Origin of the sequence: Streptomyces sp. NPDC091292 (assembly GCF_044757265.1) — a bacterium.
In the GTDB taxonomy this organism is placed as follows: Bacteria; Actinomycetota; Actinomycetes; order Streptomycetales; family Streptomycetaceae; genus Streptomyces.
The window spans coordinates 277,276-296,556 of sequence record NZ_JBIVUQ010000005.1 but is presented as its reverse complement, the minus strand read 5'-3'; the positions used below and the strand labels follow the sequence as shown (position 1 = coordinate 296,556).

Below are 19,281 nucleotides of genomic sequence, written 5' to 3'. Positions count from 1 at the left end.
CTGAAGTCACTTGGGGCCCCGGTCGAGTTGGAGGATCTTGACGGCTTCTTCCGGGGTCGCCGGGCGCCTGCCGAAGGTGCGGGCGATCTGGACCGCCTGCTCGACCTGCTGGTGGTTGTGGCGGGCGACCGAGCCGTCCGCCAGATGGATGCTCTGCTCGAAGCCCACCCGGACGCATTCGAAGCCCAGCGCCAGGGCCAGGGTGACGGCCTCGAACGCCTCGGTGCCGCCGCCGCAGTGGTTGCGGATCGCGTTCGGGTACATGCGCTGCGCCTCGTCCTGCAAGTACAGGAAGGTGCGGTGGTTCGGCACGAAGGACGGAATGATCGGCATCAGAAGCGCGATGTACGGCGAAGCCGGGTCGATTCCCTCCTCCGCCAGGTACCGGTGCAGCCGGTGCAGTGCGCTGACATGCGGGATCTCGAACTCGATCGTCGATCCGCGCCCGTACACCGTCCTGAGCGTTTCTTGCAGGAAGCGTCCGGAGTTGCGGAAGGACGCCTCCTCGGGGAATCCCCCGTCAGGGTCGTAGAAGTCGATGGACACCGTCATCGCGCCGTAGTAGTCCGGCGTCTCCTTGAGGTTCAGCAGTGCGAGGCGTTCCTCGTCCGGCGGGAAGAAGTGTTCGCCGGTCTTCGGGTCGACCCGGTAGCCGATTCCGTTCGTCGTCTGGATGAGGAGGTCGGTCTCTTTCCGCGCCCTGCGAATGATCTCGTTGTAGACGGCCGGGTCCCCGGTGTTCCGGCCTTCGGCGTCGCGTCCATGGAAGTGCAGGACGGTGGCGCCGGCCGCTTCGCACCGGACGGCTTCCTCGATGATCTCGTCCAGCGTGACGGGAACAATGGCCCCGTCACGGCTCTGCTGGGCACCTCCGTTCACTGCCGCGACGATCACAACAGGCTTCTCTGCCATGCGCCCTCTCCCTTGAAGTTCGATCCGATGTGACGCGTGAAGTGCGATTCGATGTGGCCGCGCTCAGTGGATATGGCGCGCCATGTGTGTCGCTCGCGCATCTCCTGGCGCGCGGGGCGAACACCCCTGGGCCGGTTCGTCCGGCCGGGCGACGGGCGCCTTCGGCTGCTCGACCGCCTGAAGAATCAGAAGAGTTTGTCTGACGTACGTCATATTACGACAGGTGTTTTGGGGCGGTCAACGGTGCGCGCTCCCGCCCCCGGTGAGCAACGGCCAGAGTCCGTCGGCTCCTTCGGCGAGGACTCGCCGCCCGATCACGGCGTTCCAGTACGCGTCGCTGCCGTCCTCCTCCCGCCATGCCCACAGCCGGGTCGTGGCGAGCCGCAGGGGGTGCTCCAGCGTGAAGCCGATGGCTCCGAGCACCTGATGAGCGACGCGTGCGACCACGCCCGCCGCCTCGCTGGTACGCGCCTTCGCGCACGCGATGGCGAACTCCGCGTCCCCGCCGCCGAAATCCGTCCGGGCCGCGACGCGCACCGCCGCCTCCGCGGCTGCCCGGCCGGCCGCCACCTCGCCCGCGGCCAGCGCCAGCTGCTGCTGGATCGCCTGGAACCCGCCGATCTGACGCCCGAACTGAGTCCGCTCCCCCGCATGGCGTACCGAAAGCGCCAACGCCCGCTCCGCCGCCCCGGCCAACAGCACCGCCCGGTACATCGCCGCGCGCCGCGCCAACAGCTCGCGCGTTCCGGGCGGCGCCTCCGCTACCGCACCCACCTCGCGACCCACCTCGGTGTCCAGCGCCAGTTCATCTCTCGGCTCCCCCGCCAGATTGGTGCCGTAGCGGAGGCGGGACGGGTCGATCTCGACGGTCACCACCCGCTCGACGCCGTCCTGATCCACCATCAGCAGCACCACGTGGGTCGCGTGGCGCGCCCATCCGACGCGGGGCAGCACACCGGTCACCACCGCGCCCGCCGGTGTGGTGCGCAGGATGGTCGATGCCGGTTCGGCCGCGGCCACCGCGAGCGGTCCGGTCGGTACGTCCTGCCCGGCTGTGTGCAGCAGCCAGACGGCCAGCTCGGTTTCCGCCAGCGGCACCGGGGCCGCCGCCTCGCCGGCTGCCAGCAGCACCGTCGCGACGTCGGCCAGTTCTCCTCCACTGCCGCCGGCGCGCTCGGGCAGGCTCAACCGGACGAGTCCGAGGTCGGCCAGTGTGGACCACAGCTCTGTCGGCCAGCCCTTGTCCACGTCGGCCGGGTGGTCGGCGAGCACAGCTCGCACGGTCTCCCACAGTTCCCGGTTGATGGTCACCGCAACCCCATTCCCCGTGCCACCACGCCTCGAAGGATCTCGTTGGTGCCGCCGCGCAGCGTGAAACCCGGTGCGTGCAGCACCGCCTCGGCGAGCAGGCGCGCGAACCCACCGTCCGCGCCCGGTGCGGGTGGCGTGGCCACCAGCAGTCGGGCCGCGTCGATGACCTCGTTCTCGAAGCGTGTGCCCACGTCCTTGACCACCGCGGCCAACGTGTCGACCGCCCTGCCCGAACCGAGCGCCGCCGCGATGCTCATCGACAGCCGGCGCAGTGTCCACACCCGGGACACCAGTGAGCCCAGCTCACGGAGCCCGGCGGGGCCCAGCCCGTCCGCGCCCACCGCCGACAGCTCCCCCACGAGCGACACCAGCAGGGGGAACGTCGACAGGAATCGCTCGGGACCGCTGCGCTCGAACGCCAGCTCCGACGTCACCTGGTGCCAGCCGGCGCCGATGTCGCCCAGCACCTGTTCGTCCGGGACGAAGACGTCGTCCAGGACGACCTCGTTGAAGTGGTGTGCTCCGGTGAGCAGTCTGATCGGCCGGATCGTCACGCCGGGTGCGTTCAGATCCACGATGAACTGGCTCAACCCGCCGTGCCGGTCCCCTTCCCGCGCCGGGGAGCTGCGGGCCAGCACGAAGAACGCGTGTGCGTGATGTGCACCGGAGGTCCACACCTTGGTCCCGGACAGCACCCACCCGCCGTCGGCGCGTGTCGCTCTGGTCCGCACCGACGCGAGGTCGGATCCGGAGTCCGGTTCACTCATGCCGATGCCGAAGTAGCACTCACCGGCGGCAATGCGCGGCAGGTAGCGTCGCTTCTGCTCCTCGGTGCCGAAACGCAGCAGCGACGGCCCGATCTGCCGGTCGGCGATCCAGTGCGCCGCGACCGGTGCGCCCGCGGCCAGCAACTCCTCGGTCACCACATACCGTTCCACCGCGTCGCGGCCCTGTCCGCCGTACCGCGACGGGAAGGTCATGCCCAGCCAGCCGCGGGCGCCCAGGGCCCTGCTGAACTCCTCGTCCCAGCCGGACAGCCACGCGTCGCAATGCGGCACGATGCGGCCTTCCGCGCGCTGTCGCGCCACGAAGTCACGCACCCGGGCACGCAACTGCTCCGCCCGCGGCGGCAGTTCGACCGAGGGCGGGACCACATCCAGCCCAGCTCCAGCATTCACCGGCTGATCCTTTTCACGAAGTGGGGTGGCGGTACGGGGGAAGGCGTCACCCGGTGGAGTTCGTCCTCGTCGGGCGCCAGAAGAGCAGCAGTTGCACCGCTCCGCCGACGATTCCGAGGCACGCGGTCAGCAGCAGGGCGAACCAGCCGGCACCGAAGATGCCGAGTGCGTGGTCGACGGTCAGGCGTCCACCGCCGGCGCCGCCGAGGCATATCGATGCGATGCCGAGCACAAGCACGTACTCATATCCCTCGCCGGGCCGGAAGATGAAGAAGCCGTTGCGTGCGTGGCTGGTGGCGAAGGCGACCAGCATGGTGGCGAGCAGGGCGGCGGCGGCCAGGGGTGTCAGGAGGCCGGCGGCGAGCAGCAGCCCGCCGCCGGCCTCGGTCAGACTGGCCGTCCAGGCGTGCAGCCGTCCCGGGCGCATGCCCAGGCTCTCGAACCACTGCCCGGTGCCTGCGATCCGCCCGCCGCCGAACACATGGTTCCACCCGTGCAGGACGAACACGGTACCCACCGTGACGCGCAGGACACCCAGCGCGACGTCCGTGGCCTCAAGGGCACTCAAGAGACATCTCCTCGCCTCCGTCTCGTAGCCGCCGATGCCCGCCTCACACCCTCACACAGCGGCAGCCGTCTACTAGACATGGTTCAATCTACTTGACATGTCTATCTGACGTAATCAGGATGACACAAGAGGTCGCCGCACCACATGAGGCGAACAGCGGCGGTCCGGCCGCGTTCGTACGGCCCGCGCACACGGCCCGCGGCCCACGGAGAACCGCCGCACGCCCGCGGGTCCTGGCAGCAGAAGGGGACACAGATGTCTACGACCGCGCCCGCCCCATCGCCGTTCACGGGGTATCTCGGAGGGATCCGCGTTCTTGAGATCGGCAACGAGCTGGGCGAGTACTGCGGGAAGGTGCTGGCCGGGCTGGGCGCCGATGTCGTGCGCGTCGAGCCGCCGAACGGAGAGGCGACACGCTCGTACGGCCCGTTCCACCGGGACGTGCCGGATCCCAACGGCAGCCTGTACTTCTGGCACTACAACCTTGGCAAGCGCTCTGTGACCTGCGACCTGGACACCCCGGCAGGCCAGGCGGACTTGCGTACGCTGGCCGGGACGGCCGACGTGGTGATCGACTCCCGGCCGCGCGGATACCTGGACGCACGCGGCGTAGGCTACGAGGATCTGGCGGGCATCAACTCCGGCTTGATCTGGGCGCGCATCACACCGTTCGGCGACACCGGCCCCTGGGCCGACTTCCAGGCGAGCGACCTGGTTCATCTGGCCCTGGGCGGGATGATGATGAACTGCGGGTACGACCCGGATCCGAACGGGTTCTACGACACCCCGCCGGTCGCGCCCCAGATGTGGCAGGCTTACCACATCGCGGGCGAGATGACGGTCATGGGGATCCTCGCGGCGCTCAGCTACCGGCTGACCACCGGCGGGACGGGGCAGTTCCTGTCCACGGCGGTGCACGAAGCGGTCAGCAAGAACACCGAGAACGACCTCCCCAACTGGATCTACCAACGCCAGACCCACCTGCGTCTGACGTGTCGTCACTCGATGCCGGCGGCCAGCGGTCCGGCGCTCTCGGCGACCAAGGACGGCCGCTACCTGCTCCCGTACCGCACCTACCTCAAGAGCGCGCTGAGCCCCTGGGACGGCACCGTCGCGCTCCTGAAGGACTTCCAGTTCCAGGGCGATCTGGAGGACGACAAGTACAACGACGAGGACTACCGGTTCTCGGCGGAGGCGATCGAGCACATCCAGGTGCAGACCGACAAACTGGTCTCCCGGCTGCTGTTCGACCGTGATCTGTGGCGGCTGGCGCAGGCCAAGAACCTGCCGTGGGCGCCGGTGCGCCGCCCGGAGGAGAACATCGACGACGACCACTGGAAGGCCCGGGACGCCTTCGCCGAGGTGCGCCACCCGGAGTTGAACGACTCCTTCGTCTACACCGGGGCGAAGTGGCTCGCCCAGCAGGTGCCGTGGCAGCACGGCCCGCGCGCGCCCCTGGTCGGCGAGCACACCGAGGAGGTCCGGGGTGAATGGACGGCGGGCGCCGTCAAGCACGACCGCGTCCACGTCAGGGAATCGTCGAAGCGGCCACCGCTGACCAGCGCACGCGGCAAGCCGTTCGCGCTGTCCGACGTCCGGGTGATCGACCTGAGCTGGATGCTCGCCTCCGCGGGTGCCGGCCGGTTCCTCAGCGCCCTGGGTGCCGAGGTCATCAAGGTCGAGCACGAGTCCCGGTGGGACGGCATGCGCTGGAGCCGCGGTATCGCGCCCGAGGGCGGCCGTGCGGTGCGCGACGCAGCGACCGGCCCGCTGGAGGCGCCGAAGACGCGGACACCGAACCAGAGCGGTGTCTTCATGGAGATCAACGCCGGCAAGCTCGCGGCGACGATGAACCTCAAGAATCCACGCTCCCGCGAGCTGCTGGAGGAGCTGATCCGGGACGCGGACCTGGTGGTGGAGGGTTTCTCGCCGGGCACGATGAAGCGGATGGGGCTGTCGTACGAGCGCTTGAAGGAGATCAACCCCGCCATCATCTATGTCCAGCAGTCCGGCTTCGGCGAGGTCGGCACCTACGGCCGCGCACGGGCGTACGGGCCGACCGCGCAGGCCATCTCCGGGGTCAGCGAGATGTCCGGGCTGCCGGAGCCCTTCCCGCCGGCCGGCATCGGTTACTCCTACCTGGACTGGTTCGGCGCCTACAACATGGCGAACGCGATGCTCGCCGCGCTGTACCGGCGCAACGTGACCGGGCTCGGGTGCCACATCGACGCCTCGCAGGGCGAGACGGGGCTGTACCTGACCGGGACCGCGATCCTGGACTACACCGCCAACGGACGCCGCTGGCAGCGCTACGGCAACCGGTCCCCGTACAAACCGGCCGCCCCGCACGGCGCGTACCGCACAGCGGGCAGCGACCGGTGGATCGCGCTCGCATGCTTCACCGACGCGCACTGGGCGACGCTGCTGGACGTGCTCGAACGCCCCGGGTGGGCCGCGGACGAGCGCTTCGCCACTCTGGAGCTGCGGCTCGCCCACCAGGACGAGCTGGACACCCTGGTCACCCTGGCCACCGCGGAGTGGGACGGGTACGCGTTGATGAACGCGCTCCAGCAGCGGGGGTTCCCGGCCGGGGTCTGCCAGAACGCGCAGGACCGCTACGAGACCGATCCCCAGCTCAAGGCGCTGGACTGGCTGGTCGAGCTGGACCAGACCGACATCGGCCGCTGGCCGGTGAGGGAGCTGCCGACCCGGATGTCGGCGACCCCGCCCTACATCGGCGGCCGGCACGACCGCTCGGGGCCCAGCTACGGCCAGGACAACGACTACGTGTACAAGGAAGTCCTCAAGCTCGACGAGGACACCATCGACAGCCTGCGCAAGGACGGCGCGCTCTGACACGGCCGGGCCCGTCCGACCGGGTCGGTCGGTTTCCAGGAGGACGCATGGTGGACAGGCAGCCGTTTCGGAACAAGGTGGCGATCGTCGGGTACGGCATCACCACATCACGTCGACATGCCGATGTGCCGGTGGGCAGCCTGGCCGTCGAGACCGCCGACCAGGCGATCAGGGACGCCGGTCTGACCCGGGCACAGATCGACGGGGTCGCGACGGGCACGAGCATGCCCGCCTACGGCAGTGACCGGGTGCTCCGTGCCGGGCACGGGTTCATCGACGCCGGCTTCCTCATGGAGCACATGGCGCTGGACACGTCGTGGTCCTACGACGACGTGTCCTTCCCGCCGGCGCTGGTGCGTGCCGTACAGGCGGTCGCCTCGGGCGCGGCGAACTACGTGCTGCTCAACCGGACCCTGCACAACCCGTCGGGCCGGTACAACTCGTTCACCGGGAATGCCGCCGCCGGGAACACACAGTGGACGGCACCGTACGGCTACGTCGCCGGGACCTCGGGTATCGCGATGCCCTACATGGAGTACCAGCAGCGCTACGGCATGAGGCGCGAACACATGGCCCCGCTCGCGCTCCAGATCCGCAGGAACGTGCAGTCCATTCCGCAGGCGTACTGGTACGGAACAGAGCTGACCTTCGACGCGTACATGAACTCGCGGATGATCAGCGAGCCGATGTGCCTGTTCGACAACGACATCCCCGTCGACGGCGGCGGTTCGTTCGTCATCACCACGGCCGAGCGCGCGGCGGACATGCCGCACACTCCGGTGTACATCACCGACTGGGGGCTGGTGCAGAACACCTACCGGCCGGTGCCGGGCACCTTGGGGTCGCTCGACGCCATGTACGAGCCGACCCGGTACATGGCCAAGAAGCTGTGGAACCGGTCCGGGTGGAAGCCCTCCGATGTGCGCGTCCCGCAGTTCTACGACGGGTTCCTGCCGTTGGTGCTGTGGTGGATGGAGTGTCTGGGCTTCTGCGGCGCCGGCGAGGCATGGCAGGTGGTCCAGGCCGGCCGGATCGATCCGAAGGGCGGGTTCCCGCTGCTGTCCGGCGGCGGCAACCTCGGCTGGGGCCGGATCCACGGCATCCCGCACGTCCTGGAGAACTACCTGCAACTGTCCGGCCGCGCAGGGGAGCGTCAGATCGGCGACGCCACCACCGGCATATCGACGTACAGCGTGCCGGGCCTGGTGGATTCCACCGCGATTCTCTTCAGCTCCGACCGGTCGTCCTAGGTCGGTTCGAGTACAGACACGGTCCGGATCCAGGATCTGGGTGCGGACCCGAGGCCCCGGTGGAGCACCAGGAGGTGGCACGTTGACCGAGTACGCCAAGCCGGTTCCGGTCCCGGACGAGGAGACAGCGCCGTTCTGGGAGGCGGCCCGGCGGCACGAGCTGGCCTTCCAGCGCTGCGACCACTGCGGTACCTACGCCCATCCGCCGGTGTCCTTCTGCCGTGGCTGCCACAACGTGGCCGAGCCGTCGTTCCACTTCGCCGCCGTCAACCCTCGCGGCAAGATCCTCAACTGGACGGTCATGCGTGACGCGATGGTGCGGGGCTTCACCGACGACGTCCCGTGGGTGCACGCCCTGGTGTCTTTCGACGATCAGCCGAGCCTGACCTTCACGGCCACCTTGGTCGACGGGGTCGGCGACCGGCTGAAGCTCGGTGCCCCGGTCGAGATGGTCTTCAAGGACGTCTCCCTCGGTGTCACGCTGCCCGTGTTCAAGCTCGCGCAAGGAAGTCCTCATGGGAGCGGTTGAGTTCACCATTGATCAGAACGTCGCCATTGTCACCTTGAACGACCCGGCCACACGCAATGCGCTGTCCCCCGCCTCCGCGGGCGAAGTCGTCGAGATCTGCGACCACATCGACCGGCTTCCCGACGTGGGCGCCGTTGTGGTACGCGGCGCGGGCGGAGCGTTCTGCTCGGGTGCCGGCCGCGAGGTGCTGGCCCGCGCCGGTGAGGACCCGGCGGAGCCGGGGCGCTTCGACGAACTCGGCTCCATCTACGAGGCGTTCACGCGCGTCGGCGACCTGCGGGTGCCGACCGTCGCCGCCGCCCGCGGAGGCGTCGTCGGTGCCGGAGTCAACCTCCTCCTGGCCACCGACCTGCGCATCGTCGCCGAGGACGCACGGATCTTCTCCGGCTTCATGAGCATCGGGATCCATCCCGGGGGCGGACACTTCACGCTCCTGGGACGTCTCGTCACCCGTGAAGCGGCGGCGGCGATCGGTCTGTTCGGCGAGGAGATCTCGGGTGCGCGGGCGAGAGAACTCGGCCTGGCCTGGGACGCGGTGCCGGGCGAGCAGGTGGACGAGCGGGCGTTCGAGCTGGCGCGGCGCGTGGCGGCGGATCCCGAACTGGCCCGGCGGGCACTGTCGTCCCTGCGCGGTGAGCTGGGGCCGCCTGGCGTGCCCTGGCCGGCGGCGGTCGCCATGGAGCGCGGCGCGCAGATGTGGTCATTGCGACGCCGACACGGATCGGAAGCCGCCGAGTAGTCGTCGCCACGTCGAACGGCGGACGTCGGCGAGGAGTTGATGGGCCACCGCGCACGAGGCGCGGAGACACGCAGACCGAAGGAGTTCTGTCATGAGGTTCGTTCTGATCCACGGCGGGTTCCACGGCGCGTGGTGCTGGAGCCGGACGATTCCGGAGTTGGAGAGACTCGGGCACGACGCGATCGCCATCGACCTGCCGGGACAGGGCGCACGGCGCGACGAGCGCTCCACGCTCGGCGACCGCCGGGACGCGATCGTCGCGGTGCTGCGGTCCGGCGATGTACTGGTGGGGCACTCCGTAGGTGGCTACGACATCACCATGGCCGCCGACGCGGCACCGGACCTGGTGGGGCACATGGTGTATCTGGCGGCCGGGCTGCCACTGGAGGGACGCACCGTGCTGGAGGCCACGGGCGGCGTGCCCGGCGAGGACGGTGACGGCGAGGTCAGCGAGTTGATGACGGATGAGACCGGGATGTCCCGGTTCACGCGACCGAACGCCAGAGGGCGGATGGAGTGCACGGAGTTCGCGCCCGTCCGCGATTTCTTCTACCACGACTGCGACGAGGCGACCGCGCGGTGGGCGTTCGACCAACTGTGTCCGGCGCCGGTCGAGTTCCTGACCGAGCCGGTGTCCTTGCCGCGCTTCTGGGAGGCGGACCTGCCGCGCAGTTTCATCAGGTGCGAGCAGGATCGCGCGGTGCCGCCGACGATGGCCGCCCAGGTGATCGAGCGCCTCGGGGTCGAGCCGCTGACCATCGACTCGGCGCACTCGCCCTTCCTCAGCCGGCCGCGCGAACTGGCCGAGCTGTTGGTACGCGCGACCACCACCAAGCCGATCCGGGCGATCCGCGCGGCGTAGTCGCAGTCGGGGAACGCCCTCGTGCGGCCGGTGGCGGATCGCTGCTGGTTCTCGGCGGGCGAGTCCTCCTGGCCCGAGGTCAGGCGGTCGCACCTTGGGGCAGGCTGCCTACCCCTGTTCCTGGCCCGGGGCCCAGTGGTCGTACCCAAGAGGCTCCGTCTGCTGCCACCACGCCTTCGCGGGTACGTCTCCGTTGTTGACGTAGACGTGAGGTGCGGATGAATCGAACGCGGCCACGTCGCCGACGGCGAGTTCATGGCTCTGGAAGCCGAGCTTCAGCGTGAGGGTGCCTTCGTAGACGAAGCAGATTTCGGTGCCGCCGTGCCGGATGAGCGAGCCGTCGGTGGAGGACGCCGTGCCCGGCGGCAGTGTGACCACGAAACTCTCGATCGACGAGCCGAGAATGCGGGTCGGCAGTTGCGAGAGAACGACATCGCCGGTCATGCGCAGCTCAGGGAGGGAGCCGGCGCGGAACACCGGGCCACCCAGTTCCTCGGTCTTCCGCGGCACCCGCGAGGTGGCCGGCGGCGCAGCGGAGCGGCGGCCGGCGGGCGCCGAATCGATGGCGCGGAAGACGTCGTCCATCGAGAGTTCGAGTTCGGTGACCACGAGCTTGAGGGTCCCCACCGACGGCACGGTCTTGCCGTTCTCGATCTGCGAGAGCAACTGGGCCGAGACGCCCACCCGGCTTGCCAGCTCACGCAAGGTAAGGCTTTTGTTCCGCCGCCCGGCGCGCAACCTCGCGCCGAGCATGATGTCGGGCTCGGACACCACAACTGCTCCCGTCTCAGGCATCGCCTGTCATGCAAGAAGTCTCGAACAGTACAACCCAACTGTACATGTACAGTCCGGCGGTCTCAGCGGTACTCCTGCGCCTGTGGTGCCGCACTGGCCGTCTGACGCTCGTTTCGGGGTCACCCCTGGCGTGAGGCGTGATGGACCGCGCGATGGACCGATGGCTGACGTGCGGCGAGAACCAACCAGCGTCTACTTGTCATAGCTCTCTCTACTTGACATGTATATCTGTGCCCCGCACGATGAAAGGAGACCTTCCTGACGCATCTCTGACCAGAGCAAGACGGCGGCCGTCCCGGCAACGGGAACCGTGCCGACTGGAACAAGTGCAAACGATCAGGCAAGAGGAGCCGATTCAATGTCCGATCAGGTTTCCAGCGCAGCGAACCAAGGGTCGAGCAAACCGTTCACCATCGTGTCGGCCGACTCGCATGTCGGCCTTCTCCCCGAGGAGTACCGCCCGTACCTGGACCCGCAGTACCGGCCCGCCCTCGACGACTACATCCAGGACAACCTGGTCTTCCAGTCGCTGTTCCGGAAGCTCGGGTACCCCTTCCCGCCGGAGATCCTGGACGTCATCGACACGCGCGGGGCGATCTCCTCGGGCGGCGTCGCCGGCTTCTGGGACGCCCATCGCCGGCTGCGTATCCAGGCCGAGGACGGCCTGGTCGCCGAGGTCCTTCACCCCGGCGGGCCGATCGCCATCACTCCGTGGGCCGACCCCGGGACCCGCAGGGTCTCCGAAGAGCTGCGCGCGGCGGGCACCGCCGCCTACAACCGGTTCCTCGCCGACTTCTGCAGCGTGGACCGCAAGCGGCTGCTCGGTGTGCCCTCGACCTACCCCTGGCCGGACATGGAGGCTGCCGCACGCACCGTGCGGTGGGCCGCCGAACAGGGAATGGTGGGCGTCTATCCGGCCCGCTTCGCCGGCGCCAAGGACGACCTGCCGCCGATCTACGACCGTTCCTGGGACCCGTTCTGGGCCGCGTGCGCCGAGACCGGCATCAAGGTCCACCTGCACGCCGGCAGTGGGAAGCCCCAGGGCTTCATGCTCACTCGTATCAAGGGCGCGCTGGAGCGGGCCGGGCAGGGACCGGATGCCCTCGCCCAGATCTTCGAGAGCATCTTCGACGAGCGGCGCCCCCTGTGGCAGCTGATGTGGTCCGGCGTCTTCGACCGGTTCCCCGAGCTGCGTGTGGTGTTCGTCGAGATCCGCAGCTACTGGATCCCGCCGACGCTCGACGCCCTGACCCGTAAGAACGAGGAGGCCGGTGGCGTCCTCAAGCTCACTCCCTGGGAGTACTGGGAGCGCAACTGCTCGGTGACACCCACCTTCATGCGGCTCACGGACCTCGACGTACGCGAGAACGTCGGGCTGAACAAGGTGATGTTCGGCAGCGACTACCCGCACGCCGAAGGCACATGGCCCAACACCCTGGACTTCCTGCGGTTCGTGCTCGACGACGTCCCCGAGACCGACGCGCGCGCCATCCTCGGCGACAACGCGATCGACTTCTACGGACTCGACCGCGCGTACCTGGAGAACCTCGGCGCGCAGCACGGGCCGAAGCCGGCGGACATCCTGGGGCAGGCGCACACCGTGGACCAGGGCGTGATCGACCACCTCAACAACCGCAACGGGCTCAACAAGCAGGTCTCGTTCGAGGAGGAGAAGACCGAAGAGGCGGTCATCGAGGACATCCAGAAGGCACTTGCCATGCGATGACCCCCACCCCTGGTTGTGCGGTGGGCACCCGTGCCGTGGCACCTGGCCTACTCCGCGCGAGTCGAGTTCGCCGGGTGCCGCCGTACGTGCTGTTGAAGTACCAATGCGACAGGAAAGAGAGTGACGTTCGTGACGACGTCAAGCAGTGATCCGAGCATCGTTTCGCAGCAGACAGCGCTGATGCTGCTCGATTTCCAGCCGGCGGTGCTGCGTCATGCCCCGGACCAGGAGGCAGTACTGGAGAAGGCGCGGTCCGCGCTGAGCTGGGCCCGCGAGCACGGTGTCAAGGTGGCGTACGTCCGGGTGGCGTTCGCACCGGAGGACTACGACGCGATCCCGCACCACCACAAGGCTTTCGCGGGCGCGAAGCAGGACCGTCTGATGCCCGACGGAGATCCGCTGCTGGATCTCCATTCCGCCCTTGACGTACGTGAGGGGGACATCGTCGTCCGCAAGACCCGTTACGGCGCCTTCAGTACTACCGATCTGCACGTTCTGCTGGGTGACGAGTCGATCGACACCTTGGTGATCGGCGGCATCTCGACAGCGGGAGCCGTGCTGTCCACGGTTCGCGAGGCATCCGACCAGGACTACCGGATCTTCGTGCTCGGCGACGCCACCGACGATCAGGACCCGGAAGTGCACCGGGTTCTCATCGAGAAGGTTCTCCCGCGCCAGGCGGACGTGATCACGACGTCCGACCTGAAGGCCCTGACCCGCCGCTCACTCGCCGCTGAACGGCGGAACGAGCCGCACACGCGCCGCACCTGACTCGCACCTGACTCGCACCTGAGCCGCGCACGCCCCCACGTATTCATCGCGCGTCACTCGCAAGGTGTGTGGAATGAGGCGTTCTAGTCAGACGGCCGCTCGCGGAGCACAACAATGTGTGCATGAACGATGACTGGAAGCAGCAACTGGACCGGCTCCACGCGGAGATGGTGGAGCGCAACGACCCGGCCGAGTGGGTCGCCGAGGCCGACGCCGTCGACGCGTCCCACCGATATCCGTACGTCGCGGTGCGCGGGCCGGTGTTCGGTATCGCCGTGCAGGACCCCCGACGCGACCGCCATTGGAGGTTATTGACCGAGATGGCCGATGGCCTGCCGCAACAGGCCCGGGACGGGCTCAACTCCCATCTGTGGTTCCAGGCCAAGGACGAGACCGACGATCCCGCCGTACGCCGCGAGCTGCTGGCCGCTGTCGCCGTCCTCGAACGCGAACCGGTCAACGAGCTGGAGGCTCTCGGCCTGCGCTACCGGGTGGTGCGCGCGGACGAGTTCGTGCGCAGCGGCGACGACGGCCTGGAGCCGGCCCGGCCGACGGACAGGGAACCGGACGACCGGTCCTGGGACGGCAGGTACGACATGCGGTTGCCGGACCCGGGTTACGTCCTGGAGCCCGGCCGCAGCGACACGAGCCCGGCGACGGCCGCCCTGCGACTGGGGCTGCGCGACTTCGTCTACACCGACACGCGCATCCCCAAAGCCTTACGTGAAGACTCACACCGCGCGGTCACCACTCACCCCGACATGATCCTGCTCCCCACCGGATTCAGCATCGCCGAACGCAACGAGAAGGGTTGGCGGCCCCAAGGGAGCCTCCTGCCCAGCCCGCATGACGCCCGGCGGATGCTGTACGACGCGATGACCGAGACCTGGCCCCTCATCCACCAGTTCGACGAGGCGCAGAAGGCCGTCTACGCCAAGGCCGCCGAACGGTTCAAGAACGCCGGCCGCGCCAACGAGGTACATGTCGGTGACAGCCTGTTCCGCATCTGCCGGATCGAACGCCTGGCCCGCTCCGGACCCGACGGACCGGAACCACCCCGCCCGTCGGACCGGGACCAGTACGAACCCATGAAGATGCATCCGACCATGGACGAGGACGGCACCCTCCACCACGACGACTGAGCCGGCGCCCCAGCACCTCTGCGCTCCTGGTCACGGGCCGAATGTCACGGGCCGGATGTCACGAGCCGGATCCTCCTCCCCCGCAGTGCACCGTCGCCGCCGCCCAGTCCGCGTGGTCGTGGGCGTTTCCGTCGCCGCCGTCCGTGACACGCAAGGTCAGACGCTCGGCGCCGTCGACCGCGGCCCGGACCGGCACGGCGGTGTCATCGCCGGTGAGTACCTCGCTCCCGTAGACCTTCCTGCCGTCGGCGAGGACCTCGAAGGCGACGCTTCCGTCGGAACCCACCTCGTCGTCCAGGCCGATCTCCGCGGTGAAGGCCGAGCACGCCCCGCCGAGGTGGACCGTCACGACCGAGTCGGCGTGCACGCCGAGCCCCTTGTCGTAGGACTTCGCGCCGATGGTGAGGGGCCCGCCGTCGCCGGGTGCCGCCTCGCCGTTGCTCCGGTCCCGCTCCACCGGGCCCCAGCCGTTGTCGGCCGTGATGAAGCCCAGGTCGGACACGGAGGTGTCACCGCGGGGTGGGGGTGGTGTGCCGTCGAGGGCGAGGGGCGCTTCGTACCGCGCTCGTGCGCCGCCCGTGGAGGTCGCGGAGACGGTGGCCACGGTGGACCGCCGGCCGTCCGGGGTGTCGTCTCCGCGGGTGATCACGACGTCGACGGTCGCCGAATCGCCGGCCGCCAGGTCGCCGAGGTCCGGCGATGCGGGGTCCACGCTCCAGCCGGCCGGTGCGTCGAAGTCCGCGGACACATCGGTCAGCCGGCCGTCGCAGGGGTTCGTGACGGTCAGCTTGCCCGGTGTCGACTCGCCCGCCGACAGGCCGGTGTCCTCGGCGGTCAGCTCCGCTTCCGGCGTGCAGACCACGGGCCCCCGCGGTACTCCGGTGCGGGCCTCGGCCCCTGTCAGCGGGCGCAGGCTCAGTGTGTACGCGTACTCCTGGTCGGGCCGCACCTGGTACTCGGGCAGCACGGTGTGGAAGGTCTCGCTGACTCCGCTGACGGCGTGGTCAAGGTGCAGGGTGTTGCCCTGGGGGCTGCGCTTCATGGCGAACGGGTAGGCCGCGCGGTCGATGTCCTCGTACGGGGTGACACCTGCGGAGAAGTTCCCGGAGCCGGCGGAGACCAGGAGCCCGCTTCGGCCGTCGGTCAGCGAGGCCCAGCGGACGTCCTCGTGGTTTCCGTAGTCCTGGGGCCGCGTGTACCCGGAGAACTGATCGTCCGCGTCGGTGGAGTACACGCCGACGGGTGAGCCGTCCTTCCGGTCGTTGTAGTTCTCCTGCGGGCCCCGGCCGTACCAGGTGAACTGGTCGTAGCGGTCCGGGAGTTGCAGGCTGAGACCGATGCGCGGCAGGTACGGCACGGTGCGTGCGGCTCCGTGTGCCTCGGCCCGGTGGTCGATGCGCAGCTCGCCGGCGCCGGTCACGGTGTACCGGAGGGTCTGGGTGAAGGAGGAGTCCTTGACTCCGGGGGCGCTGACCGTGCTGGGCACGGTCACGGTCACGGCGTCGTCCCGTTCGGACACCGTGACTCTTCCCGGCTCGGTGCGCAGCCGGTCGAGCCCGGCCGCGCGCCACGGTCCCTCCTCGGAGCCGGTCTCGTTGCTGAGGGGCGCCCGCCAGGCGTCCAACTCGGGCCCGGTGCTGAGCAGTTCGCGCCCTCCCGCATTCATGGAGATCAGCTCGCCGTCTTCGCGGTCGAAGGTGTACGCGAAGCCCTTGCCGGACACGGTGAGCCGGTCGCCCGTCCCGGTGGTCGTCACCTTGCCCGGGGGTGCGGCGGGCAGGACTCCGGCGAGTTGTCCGCCCCCGATGTCGTACTGCTCGACGGCGACGGTGTGCCCGGCCTTCGCCCATGCCGTGTTCTTGGTCAGCGCCGCTTCGACGGTCAGTTGGCGGTCGGCGTCCTTCGGGTTGGCGGGGGGTGTGGTCAGGCGGATGTCGGCCTGCTCGCGGGGGGCGAGGGAGAGGGGACGGGTCCCGTGGTCGAGGACGCGGGCGCCTTCGGTGATCTTCCAGCGCAGCCGCAGGTCGCCGGTGCCGGTGAAGGAGCGCTCGTTGAGTACGGTGACCTTCCCGGCCGTGGCGTCCGCGTCGCTGATCCTGATGGGTGCGTGGACGGCGGCCAGGGCTTGTGCCTCGGGCTGGAGGGTGCGGTCGGTGGAGACCACGCCGTCGACGCCGCCGGTGCCGGCGCCGTAGGAGTCGTACGTGCCCTTCTCGGTGAGCCGGTCGAAGTCCAGGGCCAGCACGGATTCGGCGGCGGGGTCGGCTTCGAGTTGCCCCGGGGTGAGTGCTTTGTGGTAGACGCGGACCTGGTCGACGGTGCCGTGGGCCATGCGGGTGGTGATGTTCTCCTGGCCGGTCTCCGGGTTCCGGCCGATGTTCACGGGCTGGGCGGAGTAGTCGACCGTACCGGTCCAGTCGGTGGCCGCCACCTGGGCACCGTCGATGAACAGTTTGACCGAGGTCCCGTCGAAGGTGCCGGAGACGCGGTGCCAGGAGCCGTACCAGTCGGCGGGGACGTCGGCCCGTGCGGCGTGCCAGTCGCCGTCTCCGTAGACGAAGAACTCCAGTGTGTCCTTGTCCCGCATCTTGAGGGCGTAGCTGCGGTTTCCCTTGGCGATCACGGTGAAGTCGCCGGTCCAGTCGGCGGGTTCGACCCAGGCGTCGAGGGTGAGCGCGTCGGAGACCGCGTCGAGCTTCGGGTCGCGGTAGACCTCCACGAAGTCGTCGAGGCCGGAGAGTTCGAGCGCCTTCCCCTTCTTGCCCGGGACATGCTCGGGCTGTCCTGAGAGGTAGGTCAGGATGTCGTTGCCCGAGGAGTCGGGGGTGGTGATGAGGGGCTGGGTCATGTTCTGTTCGGCCCAGTCCCAGATGAAACCGCCCTGGACCTGGGGGTACTTCCGGACGACGTCCCAGAACTCTCGGAAGTTGCCGAGCGAGTTGCCCATGGCGTGGGCGTACTCCCCCATGATGATGGGTTTGGTGGTGGTCTTCGCCTTGGCTTCGAGTCCCGATGGTGACGGGTAGCGCGGTCCCCATATGTCGGCGAACGGGGCGTCGCCGTCGGGGTAGTTGGGCTGGTGGTAGAGGGGTCGGCTCGGGTCGTGCTCGTTGAGGAAGTCGGCCATGGCGTAGTGCGCTTTGCCGAGCCCCGCCTCGTTGCCCGTGTCCCACATCAACACGCTGGGATGGTTCTTGTCGCGCTCGTACATGGCAGTGAGGCGGTCCATGAACGCACGCTGCCACTCGGGCCGTTCCGCCAGGCAGTTGTTGGGGCAGCCGTCGTGGTGGTGGGTCTCGATGTCCACCTCGTCGGCGATCCACAGGCCCTGGGTGTCGGCCAGTTCGTACAGGTACGGGTCCGACGGGTAGTGCGAGGTGCGTACGGCGTTGATGTTGAGCTGCTTCATCAGGGCGACGTCGGACGCGGTGCGCTCGCGGGGTGCGTGACGGCCGGTCTTCGGGTCGGTCTCGGCGCGGTTGGTGCCCTTCACCAGGATGCGTTCGCCGTTGACCAGGAGTTGTCTGTCCTTGACCTCGATGTCCCGGAAGCCGACCGGCTGGGTGGTGGTGTGGGTGACTCTGCCGTCGGGGCCCACGAGTTGGACGAGGAGTGTGTAGAGGTTCGGGGTCTCGTCGGTCCACTTGGCCGGGGCGTCGACTGCTGCGCGCAGGGTGGTGGAGGCGGTCCCGTCCCGGGGGTCCACGGTGCCGGACATCGTTGTCACTTTTCGGCCACGCGGGTCGTACAGCGTGCCGGTGACGGTGCGTGCCCCGGATGTCTCCTTGGCCGTCACGTCGACTTCGGCGGTGAGCGACGCGTCGCGGTACTCGGCGTCCAGGTCGGTGCCGATCGTGATGTCCCGCAGATACGTCCTGGGCGTCGAGTACAGGTCGACCGAGCGGAAGATGCCCGCGAACCTCCACTGGTCGTAGTCCTCCAGGTGGGATCCGGAGCCCCAGCGGTGGACCTGGACGGCGATGGTGTTCTTCCCCGGGTGCAGTCGCTCGCTGATGTCGAACTCGGCCGGGGTGTAGCCGCCTTGGTCGTAGCCCACGTATGTGCCGTTGACCCAGAGGAGATAGCCGCTGGTCACACCCTCGAAGCGGAGGAAGGTCTCACGGTCCTTCCAGTTCCGCGGCAGGTCGAAGGTGCGGACATAGGCGCCGGTCGGGTTGGTGTCGTGCGGCACCTTCGGCGGGTCGTCCGGGTACATCTCGGTGGGTATGTTGCGGAACAGCGGATGGTCGAGACCGTCCGTCTGCCAGGTGTGCGGGAGGCGCACGCTGCGCCAGCCGCTCCCGCCGGTGTCGTAGCCCTCCTGGGAGAAGTCCTTCGGGACGTCCTCGGGGCGGTCGGACATATGGAGCTTCCACGTGCCGTCGAGGGACTTGGTCCACGGTCCGCCCGGCTCTCCCGCGAGCGCAGCGCGCGTGTCGGCGTACGGAGTCAGCTCGGCGTGCGCCGGCTCCTGTCCGACGCCGGTCACCTCCGGATCCTCCAACAGCTTGTAGACGTCGGACGGTTGAGAGGGGGTGTCGGCGGCCACGGCGGACGGAAGGGGCGCCATCAGCGCCCCGGCCAGCGCCAGCACGGCAAGCGCCCGCAGCCCTCGTACGCCTCGCACGCTCCGTAAGGCTCG

At 68.9% G+C, this 19,281-nt stretch carries 14 protein-coding genes; 8 read left to right on the top strand and 6 right to left on the bottom strand.

Annotated elements, in window-relative coordinates; all coding sequences use genetic code 11:
- Nucleotides 1-6 precede the first annotated feature (6 nt).
- From ACIQNU_RS17650 to ACIQNU_RS17635, 4 genes are all read right to left on the bottom strand, one after another.
- Nucleotides 7-912, bottom strand: a complete 906-nt coding sequence (locus ACIQNU_RS17650; RefSeq protein WP_401366855.1) for a 3-keto-5-aminohexanoate cleavage protein — start codon at nucleotides 910-912, stop codon at nucleotides 7-9.
- A 237-nt stretch (nucleotides 913-1,149) separates the two neighbouring features.
- On the bottom strand, nucleotides 1,150-2,223 hold the full coding sequence (locus tag ACIQNU_RS17645; RefSeq protein ID WP_401366853.1) for an acyl-CoA dehydrogenase family protein: 1,074 nt from the start codon (nucleotides 2,221-2,223) through the stop codon (nucleotides 1,150-1,152).
- Entirely contained in the window at nucleotides 2,220-3,401 is a 1,182-nt protein-coding gene (locus ACIQNU_RS17640; protein ID WP_401366851.1) for an acyl-CoA dehydrogenase family protein, read from the bottom strand. The genes ACIQNU_RS17645 and ACIQNU_RS17640 overlap by 4 nt, the downstream gene beginning before the upstream one ends.
- A 46-nt stretch (nucleotides 3,402-3,447) precedes the next feature.
- Nucleotides 3,448-3,969 (bottom strand): DoxX family protein, encoded by a 522-nt coding sequence (locus ACIQNU_RS17635; protein ID WP_401366849.1) that lies wholly within the window; start codon nucleotides 3,967-3,969, stop codon nucleotides 3,448-3,450.
- Nucleotides 3,970-4,224: 255 nt separating this feature from the next.
- On the opposite strand from ACIQNU_RS17635, the gene ACIQNU_RS17630 reads away from it, so the two are divergent.
- From ACIQNU_RS17630 to ACIQNU_RS17610, 5 genes are all read left to right on the top strand, one after another.
- Nucleotides 4,225-6,825, top strand: coding sequence for a CaiB/BaiF CoA transferase family protein (locus ACIQNU_RS17630; protein WP_401366847.1), 2,601 nt, complete (start codon nucleotides 4,225-4,227; stop codon nucleotides 6,823-6,825).
- A gap of 47 nt (nucleotides 6,826-6,872) precedes the next feature.
- Nucleotides 6,873-8,075, top strand: a complete 1,203-nt coding sequence (locus ACIQNU_RS17625; RefSeq protein ID WP_401366846.1) for a thiolase family protein — start codon at nucleotides 6,873-6,875, stop codon at nucleotides 8,073-8,075.
- Nucleotides 8,076-8,157: 82 nt separating this feature from the next.
- A complete protein-coding gene (locus ACIQNU_RS17620) occupies nucleotides 8,158-8,604 on the top strand; it encodes a Zn-ribbon domain-containing OB-fold protein (protein ID WP_401366844.1) in 447 nt (148 codons plus the stop codon).
- Nucleotides 8,591-9,343 (top strand): enoyl-CoA hydratase/isomerase family protein, encoded by a 753-nt coding sequence (locus ACIQNU_RS17615; RefSeq protein ID WP_401366842.1) that lies wholly within the window; start codon nucleotides 8,591-8,593, stop codon nucleotides 9,341-9,343. The genes ACIQNU_RS17620 and ACIQNU_RS17615 overlap by 14 nt, the downstream gene beginning before the upstream one ends.
- Before the next feature lie 91 nt (nucleotides 9,344-9,434).
- The gene (locus tag ACIQNU_RS17610; RefSeq protein WP_401366840.1) at nucleotides 9,435-10,205 is read left to right on the top strand and encodes an alpha/beta fold hydrolase; all 771 of its coding nucleotides are present in this window, start codon (nucleotides 9,435-9,437) and stop codon (nucleotides 10,203-10,205) included.
- A 108-nt stretch (nucleotides 10,206-10,313) separates the two neighbouring features.
- Here ACIQNU_RS17610 and ACIQNU_RS17605 read toward each other — a convergent pair whose 3' ends face one another.
- Nucleotides 10,314-10,976 carry a cupin domain-containing protein gene (locus ACIQNU_RS17605; protein ID WP_401366839.1) on the bottom strand — a complete coding sequence of 221 codons (663 nt, stop codon included), beginning with the start codon at nucleotides 10,974-10,976 and terminating at the stop codon, nucleotides 10,314-10,316.
- A gap of 382 nt (nucleotides 10,977-11,358) precedes the next feature.
- Here ACIQNU_RS17605 and ACIQNU_RS17600 point away from each other — a divergent pair, with 382 nt between their 5' ends.
- From ACIQNU_RS17600 to ACIQNU_RS17590, 3 genes are all read left to right on the top strand, one after another.
- Nucleotides 11,359-12,726 (top strand): amidohydrolase family protein, encoded by a 1,368-nt coding sequence (locus ACIQNU_RS17600; protein ID WP_401366837.1) that lies wholly within the window; start codon nucleotides 11,359-11,361, stop codon nucleotides 12,724-12,726.
- A 129-nt stretch (nucleotides 12,727-12,855) separates the two neighbouring features.
- Nucleotides 12,856-13,497 carry a cysteine hydrolase family protein gene (locus ACIQNU_RS17595; RefSeq protein ID WP_401366835.1) on the top strand — a complete coding sequence of 214 codons (642 nt, stop codon included), beginning with the start codon at nucleotides 12,856-12,858 and terminating at the stop codon, nucleotides 13,495-13,497.
- 122 nt (nucleotides 13,498-13,619) lie between these two features.
- Entirely contained in the window at nucleotides 13,620-14,639 is a 1,020-nt protein-coding gene (locus ACIQNU_RS17590) for a DUF5954 family protein (protein WP_401366833.1), read from the top strand.
- 58 nt (nucleotides 14,640-14,697) lie between these two features.
- Here the strand turns inward: ACIQNU_RS17590 and ACIQNU_RS17585 are convergent, their stop codons facing one another.
- Nucleotides 14,698-19,266 carry a glycoside hydrolase family 2 TIM barrel-domain containing protein gene (locus ACIQNU_RS17585; RefSeq protein ID WP_401366831.1) on the bottom strand — a complete coding sequence of 1,523 codons (4,569 nt, stop codon included), beginning with the start codon at nucleotides 19,264-19,266 and terminating at the stop codon, nucleotides 14,698-14,700.
- Between the last annotated feature and the right edge of the window lie 15 nt (nucleotides 19,267-19,281).

Coding starts and splice junctions, on each gene's coding strand:
- ACIQNU_RS17615 (WP_401366842.1), top strand. CDS start 8,591: ATGGGAGCGGTTGAGTTCACCATTGATCAGAACGTCGCCATTGTCACC.
- ACIQNU_RS17630 (WP_401366847.1), top strand. CDS start 4,225: ATGTCTACGACCGCGCCCGCCCCATCGCCGTTCACGGGGTATCTCGGA.
- ACIQNU_RS17625 (WP_401366846.1), top strand. CDS start 6,873: ATGGTGGACAGGCAGCCGTTTCGGAACAAGGTGGCGATCGTCGGGTAC.
- ACIQNU_RS17590 (WP_401366833.1), top strand. CDS start 13,620: ATGAACGATGACTGGAAGCAGCAACTGGACCGGCTCCACGCGGAGATG.
- ACIQNU_RS17650 (WP_401366855.1), bottom strand. CDS start 912: ATGGCAGAGAAGCCTGTTGTGATCGTCGCGGCAGTGAACGGAGGTGCC.
- ACIQNU_RS17610 (WP_401366840.1), top strand. CDS start 9,435: ATGAGGTTCGTTCTGATCCACGGCGGGTTCCACGGCGCGTGGTGCTGG.
- ACIQNU_RS17600 (WP_401366837.1), top strand. CDS start 11,359: ATGTCCGATCAGGTTTCCAGCGCAGCGAACCAAGGGTCGAGCAAACCG.